We start from the raw sequence: 15,336 nt of genomic DNA on the forward strand, positions 1-15,336 counted from the left end.
CCATGAACGGTTACGTGCTTGATTTCCAGCAGATCGATAAATCCAGTCTGCCGCTGGTAGGCGGCAAGGGAGCCAACCTGGGAGAGATGACCCGGGCGGGCTTTCCGGTTCCTCCGGGGTTTTGCGTGACAACGGAAGCTTATCGGGCCTTTATCGGACAGAGTGCGAGGATGGAGGATTATTTCGCCCGGCTGGCCGCGGTAACGGCCGATCAGCTGGACGAAATCGCCGCATTAGGGCGGGAGATTCGCGACTATTTGGTCACGATCGAGATTCCCGGCGGCATCCGTCAAGCGCTGGTGGACAGCTGGAGACGATCCGGAGAGTCCAAGGCTTATGCCGTTCGTTCCAGCGCTACGGCGGAGGATTTGCCGACGGCGTCGTTTGCCGGCCAGCAGGACACGTATTTGAATGTTCGCGGAGAAGAGCAGCTGCTTCAAGCCGTCCGCCGCTGCTGGGCTTCCCTGTTCACCGACCGGGCGATATCGTACCGGGCCAAGAACGGCTTCGACCACCGGGCCGTGCTGCTGTCGGTCGTCGTGCAGCAAATGGTATTTCCGGAGGTGTCGGGAATCCTATTCACCGCCGATCCGATCAGCGGGCATCGGGGGACCGTCTCCATCGACGCGAGCTTCGGCCTCGGTGAGGCGCTCGTATCCGGCTTGGTCTCGGCGGATTTGTACCAGGTACGCTCCGGGCGCATTATAGAGAAAAAAATCGCACGCAAGAAGCTCGCAATCTACTCCTTGCCCGAGGGCGGGACCGAGACAAGGGACCTGCCCGAGTCGATGCAGGAGCGGCAGGCCTTAAGCGACGAGCTGATTGTGGAGCTCGCCCGTCTTGGCGAAACGATCAAACGGCACTACGGCTCCGATCAGGATATCGAATGGTGCTGGGCCGAAGGCAAGCTCTTTATCGTGCAGAGCCGTCCGATCACCTCGCTGTATCCGCTGCCTGACGTGCCTGTAGCTGAGGGAGAATCCCCGCACATTCTGATCTCCTTCGGCCATCAGCAGATGATGACGGATGCGATCAAGCCGATGGGGCTGTCCGTCCTGCGAACGATGGTTCCGTTCGGCAAACGTTCCGTACGGTCGGAGAGCGACCAGGCTTATGTCGCCGGAGGGAGAATGTTCATCGATATTACGCAGGCGTTCACGCTGAAGCCGGCCCGCCGGGCACTGCCGAAGGTGCTGAGCAATATCGACGAGCGGATAGCGAGCGGCATCGAAGAGTTCATCCGCAAAGATTCGTTCGTCAGGGGCTTGCCGCCTCAGCCCGGGATGAAGATGGAGCTGCTGCGGTTTTTTGTTCCGATTGCGGGCAAAGCGGCGAGCAACCTGTTCTTCGCCGTACCGGAGCGGGCGGCCAAGGAAGCGAACGAGTGGATGGAGACGTTCGTCCACGAGGGAATGGTCCGCTTGTCCGGCGTCACCGGCTCGCAGCGGATCCTCCGGATTCAGGAGCTGGCCGGGATCATTCTCCGCACCTTGTTTGCCCGAATGATCGGCTACCCGTTGTCCGGTATTATTGCTTCCATCTGGATTAAGAAGCTGGCGGCGAAATGGCTCGGCGACACGGAGATCATGCCGGTGCTGAACAAGTCGCTGCATGGCAATGTAACGAGCGAGCTCGGGCTTATGATCGGCGATTTGGCCGATGCGGCGCGAGATAAGCCGCAGGTGGTTGAGCTGATCCGGCATGGAGATCCCGTCCACTTCCGTAGTCAATTGCAGACGGTGGAAGGGGGAGCCGCTTTCCTGCGGGAGTGGGACCGGTTCATGGAGCTGTACGGCATGCGCTGCCCCGGGGAGATCGACATGACCCGAAAGCGGTGGCGCGAGGATGCGAGCACGCTGCTGCCGTCGATCGATAACCATATGCGCACCATGAAGCCGGGCGAGCATAGAGAGCGGTTTGCCGAGGGAGCCCGGGAAGCCGAAGCGGCCGCCCGCGAGCTCGCGAACCGCGTGCGGGCCCTGCCCTTCGGCTGGCTCCGGGCGAAGCTATTGTCCCGGCTGGTGCGGGTATACCGCAGCATGATGGGCTTAAGAGAGCATCCGAAATATATGATGATCCGCTTGTTCGGGTTTATCCGGCAGGCGATGCAGGAAGAAACGCGGCGGCTGGTGGAGGCGGGTGTACTGCAGTCGGAGGAAGACGTCTTCTATTTGACGCTCGACGAGCTGCTGCAGTTGACCGAAGGGCAGCCCATGCCCGGGCTGGCCGAGATGCTGGAGGAGCGGAAGCGGGATTACTCGCGCTTCCAGTCACTGACTCCGCCGCGCGTGATGACCAGCGAAGGCGAAATCATCACCGGCCGGCGCAGGCAGCAGGACGCGCCGGCAGGGGCCTTGCTCGGCACGCCCGTATCCGCCGGCGTGGTGGAAGGGATCGCGCGCGTCGTGCTGCGGCCCGACGAAGCGAAGCTGAACAAGGGCGAGATCATGATCGCCCCGTTCACCGACCCGGGCTGGACGCCGCTGTTTCATTCGGCGGTCGGCCTGGTCATGGAGGTCGGCGGGCTCATGACGCACGGTGCGGTCGTGGCCCGCGAGTACGGGCTGCCGGCAGTGGTCGGCATCGACGATGCGACCAAGCGCATCAAGGACGGGGACCGGATCCGCCTGGACGGGACCCGCGGCTATGTACTCATACTAGAGAAGCCGGAGCCGTCCGAATAGGCTTGGACCCGACTCCTCAAAGATAAAACGGAAGCCGGGGACAGAACGCTTATGTCCCCGGCTTCCGTTATGAAAGAGGTTAAGGCGCTGCTTACCTTGCTCTTGTTGTACCGGTCGTAAGTAAGCGGTCGTGATTCCATTCGATTATCCTTTTCTGTTGCAGCCCGCTTCCCCTAAGCCAAGAAACCTTTTGCAGCTTGCATCGCACCGCTTCAGGACGTATCCTGAAGGTACTATAATCGGATCTATTCTATGATCCGGGACATTCCGGCTTTCGGCAGTCAAAGGAGGGAGCCTATGCAACAAGCCAAGCTGCATTCGTTGTTCCGGCCGGTTCAAGGAAACGGAAGAGTCACTTCCAGCTCGTATGTGGAAATCGAGCCGTCGCCGTTATTGCAGCCCTACGTTTCGTGTTATTGGGCGTCGGAGCCGGTGGCGGACGGGACTCCCGAAGCTTCGGATCCGGACTCGGTGCCGGATCGGGTGATTCCGGATGGTTGTACGGACATTTTATTCGAGCGGGATTTGACGAACGGCCAATATCGTATAAGGTACATCGGTCTGCTGGAGCGCCCTTTTTCTATTGCGTATGATGATGTACGTCCGTCATTCAAGCTTGGAGTCCGGTTGTTCCCGGGAGGCGCATATCCTCTATTGAAATCGCGGATTGCCGAATTCACGAACCGGTCGTGCTTTCTGGACGACGCTGCACCTGATCTGGCAGGCGAGCTGGATGAATTGGGCGAACGGATCGCCGAGGCTCCGACGCTGGATGGGATGGTGCATCTGCTGGAGCAGTCCCTTACCCGTTGGCTGCAGCCGGCCTGTTCATCTCCGCTGCACGACCGGATGAGCGGTTGGCTGCACCGGATCTTTACGTCGGGCGGCACGGCTTCCGTTCAGGAGCTGGCTGCCGAAGCCGTGCTCAGCTCCAGGCAGATGAACCGGGATTTCGATCAATGGATCGGCGTCAGTCCGAAGAAGTTTTCCGAAATCGTCCGGTTTCAATCGCTGGTCCGGCAGATCAGATCCCAGCCGCAGCGGGAATGGGCTTCCTTGGCGGCGCAGTATGGCTACTTCGATCAATCACATATGATTCATGAGTTCAGACGGTTTTACGGCGATTCTCCTGTCGTGGCCGCCCGTGAATTCCATCTGGCGTCCGATTTTTACAATCCTAAACGGTAATCGGCGGGTATACTTAAGACTAACGCTTCTTTACACCCCATCTTCCGAAGGATGAAAGGAGAACTGCCGATGGCAGCCATTGCTAATGCCAGAACGTTATCCGTTTCCATTGAAAGGACACCTGTACAGGTGTACGATTATGTGTTTGAGCTTCAACATTTTCCCGAATGGGCGACTTCGTTTAGCTTGTCCATTCAACCGTCGCATGACGGCTGGTGGGTCGTAACGACGCCAGACGGTCCGATGAATCTCAAGCTCGTGGAAAGAAACGAGTTCGGTGTGCTCGATCATCACGTTTACGTAGGCGACGGGCAGCCGATTATGAATGCGATGCGCGTTGTTGCGAACGGTTCGGGAAGCGAGTTTCTCTTCACCATGTTCCAGCAGCCGGGCATGTCGGACGAGCAGTTCGCGCATGACGCCGGGATGGTAGAGCGGGATTTGCACAGCTTGAAAAAAGTGCTCGAAAGCCGGACCGAGCTTTAGATGGTTTATGCATGTAAGAAAAAGCCGACCGACGCAGCATTCCAGCAGCGTTCGATTGGCTTTTTTGCCATAGTTAAAGCGGGAAGGCCAAGAAAAGTGCAATAGCGCAATAAGTTTCCTACCGGTTTGCAAAAAAGTGCAATTGAATGCAAGAACTATACAGGGTATGAATAAAGTAACGTTGTTCGAAGAAGGAGATGTTACTTGTGACAAGCAATCAGTCTACCCCTGTAACCAAGCCAAACACAGATATTCTGCCTCGGCAGATGGAGCATATAGGGCGCGGTCTCGTCGCCATTAAGGTAGAGAAGGGCGTCTATGTCGGATGGCGCTTGCTCGGCACCGAGCCGGCGGACTTCGCCTTCAACTTGTACCGCGACGGGGAGAAGGTGAATGCCGCGCCGATTCGCACAAGCACCAATTATTTGGACGAGCGGGGAACGCTGGAATCCACCTACACGGTCCGTCCTGTATTCGGGGAGGAGGAGCTGGAGGAGTCGGCCCCGGTTAGCGTGTGGAGCAGCAACTACCACTCGGTTCCGCTGCGCAAGCCGGAAGGCGGAGTTACCCCGGCCGGGGAGGAGTATACGTACAGCGCCAATGACGCGAGCGTGGGAGACGTTGACGGGGACGGCGAATACGAGATCATTCTCAAGTGGGATCCGTCCAACTCGCACGATAACGCCCACTCCGGCTATACGGGCAACGCCTACTTGGATGCGTACAAGCTGGACGGCCGCTTCCTATGGCGGATCGACCTGGGCCGCAACATTCGCGCCGGCGCCCATTACACACAGTTTCTGGTGTACGACTTCGACGGAGACGGCAAGGCGGAGATTGCCTGCAAGACGGCGGACGGCACCGTGGACGGCACAGGCCAAGTGATCGGCGATCCGGATGCCGATTACCGCAACGAGCGGGGCTTCATTCTCGAAGGCCCGGAATTTCTCACCGTCTTCGACGGATTGACGGGCCGGGCGCTGGCGACGACCGACTATGATCCGCCGCGTGGCGATGTGTCCGCTTGGGGTGACTCCAAGGGCAACCGGGTCGACCGGTTTTTGGCCTGCGTCGCATACTTGGACGGGGTTAGGCCGAGCCTGGTCATGTGCCGCGGCTATTATACCAGAAGCGTGCTGGCTGCCTTCAACTGGCGCGACGGCGAGCTGACCAAGGTGTGGACGTTCGACAGCAACAATCCGGGCTATGCCGGCTACGCCGGGCAAGGCAACCACAGCGTGGCCGTGGCGGACGTCGACGGAGACGGCATGGACGAGATCGTCTACGGCTCCTGCGTCATCGACCATGACGGCACCGGGTTGTACGTCACCGGCCTGGGCCATGGCGATGCCATGCATGTCGGCTCTCTCGATCCGAGCAGGCCTGGCCTGGAGGTATACCAGGTCCATGAGAACCCTTCGGACAAGGGCATTGAAGTCCATGACGCCCGAACCGGCGAAATTTTGTGGGGACTGCCGACCAGCACGGATATTGGCAGAGGTCTTGCCGCCGATATCGATCCCCGCTATGACGGAGCGGAGGTGTGGTCATCGGACCACTGGAAGCAAGGCGGCTTCGGATTGTATAACATTCGCGGCGAGAAAATATCGGATGTCACTCCGCAATCGTTCAATTTCGCCATATGGTGGGACGGCGATTTGTTGCGCGAGCTGCTCGATCACGAATATGACCCGGACACCGGCATCGGTGAAGGCCGGATTTATAAATGGGATTATGAGAAGGAAAGGCTCATCACGCTGATGACTCCGGAAGGGACCCGGTCCAACAACGGAACGAAGGGCAATCCGTGCCTGCAGGCCGATTTGTTCGGGGACTGGAGGGAGGAAGTGATCTGGCGTTCAGCGGACAGCACGGAGCTTCGCATCTACTCTACGACGGAGGTGACCGAACACCGCATCCATACGCTGATGCACGATCCGGTGTACCGGTTGAGCGTCGCCTGGCAGAACGTCTGCTACAACCAGCCGCCGCATCCCGGATTTTATTTGGGACACGGCATGGAACAGCCTCCGGCTCCGGCTATCTACGTTACGAAGCATAATGAAGGAACGGAAAAATAAGGAACAACCGGGAGAACGGAGGGCTCCCGGTTGTTTTTTGTTTTAGCGATATGACATGCCGTACCCCCTCTATCGAAGCGGCTTTACAGAGGCAGTCAAGCCCATTGAAAAAATAATTGTCAATAGTCAAACCGCTGTAGTATAGTGGAAACAATAGGTTAAGCGCTTTCCTTCGTGAAGAGCCGCATTCATGCTAACCATGATCTTTTTATGCCGGGAGGTGTCGTTCGCGACGATCAGTCAAGGAAATATCTGCATCGACAGCCATTGTTAAGTGCTGAATCAGTCCAAGGCATCCAGGCTATTGACCCGCATTAACTCAAACCTTCTTCGTACTCTTACTCCATCCTGTACAATCATCCAGTAGAAACTCTGCTGCAACCGGAAAACAAAAGAGATGTTTTGTGAAAGCGCATTCAATTTTAGTGTGACGGTTATTGATGAATTCGTACTTTTAGGATTAGAAAAAAACAATGGCACGCATGGAGGGATAAGATGAATAAGAAATGGGGCGTATGGATGCTGGCGTTATCGCTGCTCCTCGTATCGCTGCCAGCCTGCAGCAGCGGACAATCCGGCCAGACCGCGAACAAGGACAATCAGCCGGCCAAAGCGGAGGAGCCTAAACCGACGGCTGCCCCCGAGCCCGTAACCTTGACGATGACCAACCATAAAAGCGTAGGCTTCACGGAGAAGGATTTCCAGACGTATTTCGCCGAGCCGGTCAAAAAGAAATATCCGCATATTACCTTGGAATACATTAAGCCGGAGAAGGGAACGGAGCTGGAGGATCTTATCGCGGCAGGCAAGACACCGGATCTTATCTTTGCCAGCAACGGTTATTTCGCTTTGTTAAAGTCGCTGGATCTTATGCAGGATTTGAACGAATATGTCAAGAAATACAAGGTGGATTTATCGATTTACGATCAGGCGATTATGGATAAGATCCGGTCGATAGGAGACAAAGGAGAGCTGTATTCGATCCCTTTTTCGCTTAACTACGGGATGCTCGTCTATAACAAGGACATTTTCGACAAGTTCGGCATCCCCTACCCGAAAGACATTATGAGCTTTGAAGACATACTGCCTCTCGCCCGCAAAATCAACCGTACGGAGGATGGAATCCAATACATCGGCTTTGAGCCGAATTACGGCGATACGATAGCCGGCCAATTGGGCGTTCTGGCCATCGACAGCAACGACACGCCGAATTTTGAATCGCCCGAATATAAGCGTGTATTCACCTTTTTGAAGCAGGTGTATGACATTCCGGGGCAAATCGGGCCGAACGGCAAATTTAACTGGGGCCGGAACGGCCTGATCAAAGACCGCAACGTCGCGATGTTTCTGGAATGGACGAACGATGCGGCGGCTCCTCTGGAGGAGGCGTCCAAAGCCGGCTTTACCAACTGGGATATCGCAGCGCTGCCGAATTTCCAGGATAAGCTCGGCAGCGGCAGGACCGTCGACTCCCATATGACCTTCATATCCAAAACGAGCAAGCATAAAGAAGAAGCGTTCCAGGTACTGCTCGAGTCGGTGTCCAGGGAAACGCAAATGCTGGTCAGCGCGAACGCCCGAATCAGCTCCATACCGGATAAAGCGATACAGGCCAATTATGCCAAAAATTTTCCCAGCTACAACGGGAAGAACGTTCAAAACATCTTTTTGACGAAAATGACGCCTTCCCCCAAATCGTCTGTATACGGCTCGAAGGCGTCCAGCATTATTAGGGACGAGCAAAAGAACATGGCTTTGGGCAATAAAGACGTGAACACGGCCTTGAAGGATGCCCAGGAGAGGGCGCTCAAGAACGTGCAGGAGGAGAAGGGCAAGTAGCGGAACGGAAAAAGGAGCGGATGAAGATGGGGACGCTGGCGTTTCCTATGATCGGAGCGCATACCGGATGCGATAATACGCCGTATAATACGGTAGAATCGTTCATGGAGGGCATCAGGCTCGGTGCCGACGTAATAGAAGTCGATTTGCGCGTCGCACGGGACGGCACTGTTGTTTTGCTGCATGACGATTCCCCGTATCTTCACGAATATGATTACGAGGATTTGAACAGCTTGCCCGTCAGATCGAGAATCAGTCCGCTGTATGAGCGGCTTGAAATCGTGCGGCTGGCGGATGTACTGCCCATAGCCAAACAGTACGGAGTGCAGTTGAATCTGGATTTGAAAACGACGGACGCGATAGAGCCGTGTATTCGGCTGGTCCGAGAGCACGAGATGGCCGGGCAGGTGTATATTACCGGAAGCAGCGACGGAATGACAAGCCGTAACGGCGATTTTCGGGTAGTGTTCAATACGGCTACCAAGCTGACGCCAGAGGAGTCGGCAAGCTATAGCTTATTTGCGGAAAAAGTGTGCAGAGAAGGTGTGGAGGGCCGGTATTACGGCTTGAATATGCACCATGCCACGTGCCGCAGGGAGGTGATCGAGCTGGCTCACCGGAACGGTCTTGCGGTATGGGTGTACACCGTCAACGATCCTGATACGATGAAGCAGCTGATCGAATCCGGAGTCGATGCCATGACGACGAAGGAAGTATCCAGGTTGATCGCATTAAAAAACCTTAGCTTGTCTTAGACGATGGTTGTCTGCCCGAGTGGGCTGCCTGCCGATGAAGTGCATGGTTTAAATCCAAAGGCTCTTTGTGCGTTTCTTGCACAAAGGGTCTCTTTTATTGTAAACATGTGGAAATCCTGTTACAAATCAAGAAAAGTCCAAACAAAAAAAAGAAAAGTCCATTCCTCTGCAGCGCAATTCATGTGAAAATGAATCTCAGTGATAATGATTATCACTTGCGATTAGATCATACGATGCAAGCAAGTGATAAGAAAAACAGGGGGAAAAGTAGCATGGAATTGGCCCGGTTGATTAAAGAAAGACGTTCTGTCCATCAATTCGAGGATCGTCCTGTCGATATCGAGCTTGTGCAGGAGCTTCTCGATACGGCGGTATGGGCTCCTAACCATAAAATGACCCAGCCGTGGCGGTTTGTTATCGTCCATGGAGAAGGCCGCAAAAGACTGGCGGACGCTGCCAGCGCCTTTGCTGCGAAGCGGGAGAGCAATCCTGAGAAAAGCCAGGAGCTTGCCGAGAAGTTTTACAACCGGTTCACCTCGGTGCCGATGTTCATTGCCGTAGTAATGAAAGAAAATACGCAGCCTGTCGTATGGGAAGAAGACTACGCCTCGGTCAGCTGCATTGTGCAGAACTTCAGCCTGCTGGCGTGGGAGCAAGGGCTCGGGCTTGTATGGGAGACGTATCCGCTGCTCCATGTGCAGGCGTTCCGGGACGCTTACGGCGTCGGACCCGGCGAAAAAATCGTCGGAAGCCTCCATCTGGGCTATCCGGGCAAGGTGCCGGCGCCTCAGCCGAGAATACCGGCAGCCGAGCTGACTACGATTATTAATCAGGCCAACTAGGTGAAATGACGTGAAATTAAGATATTTGGTTGTCCTGCTTATCGTGCTATCGATCGCCTCTATATTCATAGGGGTCAAAGAGATCAAACCGTGGGAGCTGTTCAAGCTGACCGAAGACCAGCTGCAGGTGCTGTTCATCAGCCGCTTCCCGCGCTTGATCAGCATCATTATTGCCGGCGTCAGCATGGGCGTCGTCGGACTGATCATGCAGCAGCTCAGCCGCAACAAGTTCGTGTCTCCTACGACGGGAGGCACCGACGATTCCGCCCGTTTGGGCATTCTCGTTTCGCTGCTGCTGTTCACCTCCGCGACGCCGATGCAGAAGATGCTTGTCGCTTTCGTGTTCGCTCTGCTCGGCACGTTTGTCTTTATGAAAATTCTCGACAAGGTGAAATATAAAGATGCCATTTTCATCCCGCTCGTCGGGTTGATGTTCGGAGGCATCATTTCATCGTTCTCCACCTTTTTTGCTTACAAGTACGATTTGATTCAAAATCTTTCGTCCTGGCTGCAGGGGAATTTCGCTCTGACGATGAAAGGCCGCTATGAGCTGCTGTACTTGAGCATACCGGTCGTTATTATCGCCTATTTGTATGCCAACAAATTTACGATTGCCGGGATGGGGGAGGAGTTCTCCGTCAACCTCGGGCTGAATTACAAAAAAGTCGTCAACCTCGGTCTCGTCATCGTAGCTCTTGTATCCTCCGTCGTGATGCTGACGGTAGGGACGATTCCTTTTCTCGGGCTGATCATCCCTAATATCGTCACCTTGTACCACGGCGATAATTTGAAGAAAAACCTTCCGCATACCGCCTTGCTGGGGGCTGTATTCGTCATGTTCTGCGATATTTTGGGCCGGGTGATCATCTACCCGTTTGAAATTCCAATCGGCCTAACGGTCGGAGTGCTCGGAAGCGGTATTTTTCTTTACTTACTGTTGAGGAGAAAGGCTTATGACTTATAGAGCAAAAATCGCGTCGTTATCCGTTGTCGCCCTGGCGCTTATCGCCCTCTTCTTATTCATTCAAGTCGGCGACAATTGGAGCTATATTCTGCCTCGCCGAGGCTGGAAAGTGTTGTCTATCGTGCTGACCGGCGCCTGTATCGCCTTTTCCACCGTCATCTTCCAGACGATTTCAAACAACCGGATCCTGACGCCGAACATCATCGGGCTCGATTCGATGTACATGCTGGCGCAGACCGCCGTCGTCTATGCCTTCGGCTCGACTACGAAGCTGCTGGTCGACAACAATATCAACTTCGCCATGACGCTCGTTCTGATGATGCTGTTTGCCGGGCTGCTGTACAAGGTGATGTTCAAGCGCGAAGGGAACAATCTGTATTTTCTGCTGCTGATCGGGATTGTGCTCGGGACGCTGCTCGGAAGCTTGACGACGTTCATGCAGGTGCTGATCGATCCGAACGAGTTCCTCGTCCTGCAGGGCAAAATGTTCGCCAGCTACAACAAGGTGCAAGGCCAGCTGACGACGATATGCTGCGTGGTCATTGTTTTGATCGCGGTCTATTATTCCCGGTTCGCGAAATATATGGATGTGCTGTCGTTAGGCAAGGATCAGGCGATCAATCTCGGCGTCAATTATCATTTTGTCGTCAAACGGCTGCTGATCATCATCGCCGCACTCATTTCCGTAGCGACCGCGCTGGTAGGACCGATTACGTTCCTCGGCCTGCTCGTGGCCAACGTCACCTATCAATTTATGAAAACGTACCGGCACGCCGTACTGATTCCCGCGTCGATTCTCATCAGCATTATTGCATTGGTCGGCGGGCAGATGATCGTCGAGAGAGTATTTACGTTCACCACCACGCTCAGCGTCATCATCAATTTGATCGGCGGCATTTACTTTCTATATCTTCTGTTGAGGGAGAACAAATCATGATTGAAGTCAGGCAACTATCCAAAGCATACGGAGGCAAGCCGGTCGTAGAGAACGTGTCGCTGCAAATCGGCAAGGGGAAAATCACTTCCTTCATCGGACCTAACGGGGCCGGTAAAAGCACGCTGCTGTCCATGATCAGCCGTATTACGGCCAAAGATGCTGGAGAGGTTTACATCGATGGCAAGGAGATCGGGCAGTGCAAAAGCACGGATTTGGCAAAGCAAATCTCGATCCTGAAGCAGTCCAATCATATCAATGTCCGGCTCACGGTCCGGGAGCTCGTCTCGTTCGGACGGTTCCCTTATTCCCAAGGAAAGCTCACTCCGGAGGACTGGAAGCATGTCGATGAAGCGATTGAATATATGGAGCTTGGCGACATGCAGCACAAATATTTGGACCAATTGAGCGGAGGGCAAAATCAGCGGGCGTACATCGCCATGGTCATTGCGCAAAATACCGAATACGTGCTGCTGGATGAGCCGTTGAACAATCTCGATATGCGCCATTCCGTGCAAATTATGAAGGTGCTGCGACGCCTGGTCGACGAGCTCGGCAAGACGGTGATCATCGTCATCCACGATATTAACTTCGCTTCCTGTTACTCCGACTATATCGTCGCGCTGAAGAACGGGAAGGTTGTGAAGGAAGGACCAACCGATCAGATCATCGAATCCTCCGTCCTGCGCGAGGTTTACGATATGGACATCCCGATCGAGACGATCAACGGCAACAAAATTTGCGTTTACTTCAGCTGAGCTAAATGGAGTTCTGGTTTATAGAATTATTTGGTGGTTTGTTTGTGACAAGCTGCCGTTCAAATAATTACTTTTCAAAAAACTAAAGAGGTGGTTAATATGAAAAAAAGTTTACCTATGCTTATGCTGATGATTTGTTTGGCAGTATTCGCTGCAGCTTGCGGCACTACAGGCTCGAGCTCGAATGGTGCGGCTCCTGCAGCAGGAAGCGGCGGCGGACAGACGGCAACACCGGCACCGGCGTCCAATGAAGAGCTGACCTTCAAGCATCAATTGGGTGAGACCAAAGTAAAGAAAAACCCCAAAAAAGTCATCGTATTCGATTTCGGCGCATTGGACACGCTGGATAAGCTGGGCGTGGAAGTAACGGGCGTCGCTCAAAAGAACCTGCCTCCTTACTTGGCAAAATATAAAGATGCGAAGTACCAAAACATCGGAACGCTGCAGGAGCCGGATTACGAGAAAATCAGCTCCATCAAACCGGACTTTATCCTCATTTCCGGAAGACAATCGGCTGCATACCCTGAGCTCAGCAAGTTGGCTCCGACCCTGTACGTTGGCGTAGACAACAAAAACTTCATGGATTCGTTTAAAACCAACATGAAAATGATCGGTCAAATTTTCGGCAAGGAATCCGTTGTCGATACGGAAGTAGCGAAAATAGAGCAATCGATCAAGGACGTAAAAGCGAAGGTTGCGGCATCCAACAAAAACGCTCTGGTTATCTTGGCTAACGACGGCACGATCAGCGCTTACGGACCAGGCTCCCGATTCGGCTTGATCCACGACGTGCTGGGAATCCCTGCGGTTGAGAAAAACCTGGAAGTGTCCACTCACGGACAAAGCATTTCCTTCGAATTTATTGCCGAGAAAAATCCGGAGTACTTGTTCGTAGTAGACCGCGGTGCTGCGGTTGGCGGCGAAGCCAAAACAGGCGCGAAAGCACTGGTAGAAAACGAGCTGGTTAAGAAGACCAAAGCGTATGCGAACAAAAATATCGTTTACCTGGATCAGAACTACTGGTACTTGTCCGGCGGCGGCCTTGTTTCCGTAGCGGAGATGGTTGGCGAAGTGGCAAAGGCTTATAAATAAGACGTGGATTTCGTTCCACGTGAAGCAAAATGTGAAGCCCGTCCCTTAATGGGGGCGGGCTTTTTGCGCAATGTGCGGCTACTGCTCCGCAGCAAACGGGGGATGAGCAGCCGGGCGTTTGAAAAAGCCGATCAAACGGTCGTTGTGCGGAACAACCGAGACGAGCTCCCAGCCGTTGCGCCCCCAAGGTGCCAACGCCGGATCGAGGCCGGCGGCACGCTGCGCCTGACTGGAACGGATATAGTCACCGAGGCCGGTGTCCGTTGCATACTCCCATTGCTGCAAGCTGTCGGCGCTTCGATCCTGGTATCCGCCCGAGACATAGCGGTTCGTGCGTACAGCGGCGTAGGTAATGGCGGTCACAATGGCTTCGCGCTCTGTTTCTTCCAGAGCGAAGAACGCAGGAGCTTGCGGAAGGTGGAAGCGGGCATGGGAGTGGTACAATTGCAGCACAGCGGTACCAAGCGGATCGCTTTCCGGCCGTTCGATCACATACCAGGCACAGCGCTCCCGTTCCTCGGGCGGCCCCCAATTTTCTATGGAATCGGCATAATGGAACCCGGACTTCATTCCGTAGCCTGCTCCACGGATTTGCTCGCATAAGGGGGTCACCAGCTTCTGGACGTAAGCTCCATAAGCCCGGTCGCCGTACTCTGCGAACATTCGCGTCAGCTCCTCTTCATTATCGTGCCATACCTCATCCCATAATTCCGATAATGCTTCATTTAAATGTTTGACCAGCGTTTGGATGGTGAGTTTTTGGTTGTTTTCAAGAGCTTCTTGCAAAGGTTTCATTGGATATACCTCCCATTAATCTAATAATGTTAGAATAATCTAATGGTATTAGAATAATTGCTTATGGTATACTTGTCAAGAGAAGGGAGTAGAGCTATGGCTAGAAGAAGGATTTATCCGCAGAACGATACCGCTAGTACAGGGGGGGAGCCGGGGCACACGCCCTTGGAGCGTGCGCGAATTATCCAGACCGCGCTCCGGCTGTTGAACGAATCCGGGTTCAAAGAGCTGAGCATGCGGAAAATTGCGGATGCCTTGGGTGTGAAGACCGCTTCCTTGTACTACCACGTGAAAGATAAAGATCAGCTGCTTCAGCTGCTTGCCGATACATTGAGCGATCAAATGGCCGAACCTGACCCGGCGCTTCCTTGGCGCGAACAGCTGGTCCAATGGTCGGGCGCTTTTCTAACGGCCCTGCGCGGCTGCAGGGATGCGCCAGACATTTTCCAGGCGACCATCGCCATGGGATATGGCCGATTGACCCAGATCGAACGGTTGTTTCACATTTTGGCAGCAGCCGGTTTCCGGGACGAGCATATTCCTTGGATGGCTTCCATCCTGAAAAATTATGTGATTGGCTTCGCTGCGGACGAAGCCCGCCTAAAGGCTTTGACCGGTCCCGAGGACGGCGGGATGGAGCAGAGGGATGGAAGCTATACAGAAGCCTACCGTTCGCTGCCGGAGGACCGGTTCCCTAATATGATCCGTCTTGCCGTCTACACGACGAGGCCGAACGGAGATGAGGAGTTTCAGTTCGGACTGGAAGCTCTGATGGACGGCTTTGAAGCAAAGGCCGGGAAAGTGTAAGTTATGTTCCTCCAAGACCGCACCGCGTACGGCGTGTTCATCATTCCCAGGACAGAACGGTCCGGACAACAACAAAGCACCCTTGAACCAGCTGCCTATATTGCTTGTGCA

Annotated in this window: 13 protein-coding genes; 12 read left to right on the top strand and 1 reads right to left on the bottom strand. The window is 54.4% G+C overall.

The genetic code is table 11. The features are described 5' to 3' along the window. Nucleotides 1–2: 2 nt before the first annotated feature. The 11 genes from ACFQ88_RS27215 to ACFQ88_RS27265 all read left to right on the top strand — a co-directional run bounded on the left by ACFQ88_RS27215 (nucleotide 3) and on the right by ACFQ88_RS27265 (nucleotide 13,623). Entirely contained in the window at nucleotides 3–2,684 is a 2,682-nt protein-coding gene (locus ACFQ88_RS27215) for a phosphoenolpyruvate synthase (RefSeq protein ID WP_379459069.1), read from the top strand. 297 nt (nucleotides 2,685–2,981) lie between these two features. After that, nucleotides 2,982–3,872, top strand: coding sequence for an AraC family transcriptional regulator (locus ACFQ88_RS27220; RefSeq protein WP_379459071.1), 891 nt, complete (start codon nucleotides 2,982–2,984; stop codon nucleotides 3,870–3,872). 69 nt (nucleotides 3,873–3,941) lie between these two features. Then, on the top strand, nucleotides 3,942–4,358 hold the full coding sequence (locus ACFQ88_RS27225) for an SRPBCC family protein (protein WP_379459073.1): 417 nt from the start codon (nucleotides 3,942–3,944) through the stop codon (nucleotides 4,356–4,358). 266 nt (nucleotides 4,359–4,624) lie between these two features. Next, the gene (locus tag ACFQ88_RS27230) at nucleotides 4,625–6,439 is read left to right on the top strand and encodes a rhamnogalacturonan lyase (protein WP_379459443.1); all 1,815 of its coding nucleotides are present in this window, start codon (nucleotides 4,625–4,627) and stop codon (nucleotides 6,437–6,439) included. A gap of 495 nt (nucleotides 6,440–6,934) precedes the next feature. Then, the gene (locus ACFQ88_RS27235; protein WP_239630654.1) at nucleotides 6,935–8,278 is read left to right on the top strand and encodes an ABC transporter substrate-binding protein; all 1,344 of its coding nucleotides are present in this window, start codon (nucleotides 6,935–6,937) and stop codon (nucleotides 8,276–8,278) included. A 26-nt stretch (nucleotides 8,279–8,304) separates the two neighbouring features. Continuing rightward, on the top strand, nucleotides 8,305–9,033 hold the full coding sequence (locus ACFQ88_RS27240) for a glycerophosphodiester phosphodiesterase (RefSeq protein WP_379459097.1): 729 nt from the start codon (nucleotides 8,305–8,307) through the stop codon (nucleotides 9,031–9,033). A gap of 272 nt (nucleotides 9,034–9,305) precedes the next feature. Beyond that, a complete protein-coding gene (locus ACFQ88_RS27245) occupies nucleotides 9,306–9,875 on the top strand; it encodes a nitroreductase family protein (RefSeq protein WP_379459099.1) in 570 nt (189 codons plus the stop codon). Between the two features lie 10 nt (nucleotides 9,876–9,885). After that, complete coding sequence (locus ACFQ88_RS27250) at nucleotides 9,886–10,839, top strand: ABC transporter permease (protein ID WP_239630657.1); 954 nt, start codon at nucleotides 9,886–9,888, stop codon at nucleotides 10,837–10,839. Further along, nucleotides 10,829–11,776: an iron chelate uptake ABC transporter family permease subunit gene (locus tag ACFQ88_RS27255; RefSeq protein WP_379459101.1), complete on the top strand. Its 948-nt coding sequence runs from the start codon at nucleotides 10,829–10,831 to the stop codon at nucleotides 11,774–11,776. The genes ACFQ88_RS27250 and ACFQ88_RS27255 overlap by 11 nt, the downstream gene beginning before the upstream one ends. Further along, a complete protein-coding gene (locus ACFQ88_RS27260; protein ID WP_379459103.1) occupies nucleotides 11,773–12,531 on the top strand; it encodes an iron ABC transporter ATP-binding protein in 759 nt (252 codons plus the stop codon). The genes ACFQ88_RS27255 and ACFQ88_RS27260 overlap by 4 nt, the downstream gene beginning before the upstream one ends. A gap of 99 nt (nucleotides 12,532–12,630) precedes the next feature. After that, the gene (locus ACFQ88_RS27265; RefSeq protein ID WP_379459105.1) at nucleotides 12,631–13,623 is read left to right on the top strand and encodes a siderophore ABC transporter substrate-binding protein; all 993 of its coding nucleotides are present in this window, start codon (nucleotides 12,631–12,633) and stop codon (nucleotides 13,621–13,623) included. 78 nt (nucleotides 13,624–13,701) lie between these two features. Here the strand turns inward: ACFQ88_RS27265 and ACFQ88_RS27270 are convergent, their stop codons facing one another. Beyond that, entirely contained in the window at nucleotides 13,702–14,418 is a 717-nt protein-coding gene (locus tag ACFQ88_RS27270; RefSeq protein ID WP_379459107.1) for a DUF6022 family protein, read from the bottom strand. 96 nt (nucleotides 14,419–14,514) lie between these two features. Here ACFQ88_RS27270 and ACFQ88_RS27275 point away from each other — a divergent pair, with 96 nt between their 5' ends. Continuing rightward, the gene (locus ACFQ88_RS27275) at nucleotides 14,515–15,225 is read left to right on the top strand and encodes a TetR/AcrR family transcriptional regulator C-terminal domain-containing protein (RefSeq protein WP_379459109.1); all 711 of its coding nucleotides are present in this window, start codon (nucleotides 14,515–14,517) and stop codon (nucleotides 15,223–15,225) included. Nucleotides 15,226–15,336: the final 111 nt, after the last annotated feature.

This window comes from Paenibacillus sp. NPDC056579 (genome assembly GCF_042793215.1).
Lineage (GTDB): Bacteria > Bacillota > Bacilli > Paenibacillales > NBRC-103111 > Paenibacillus_S.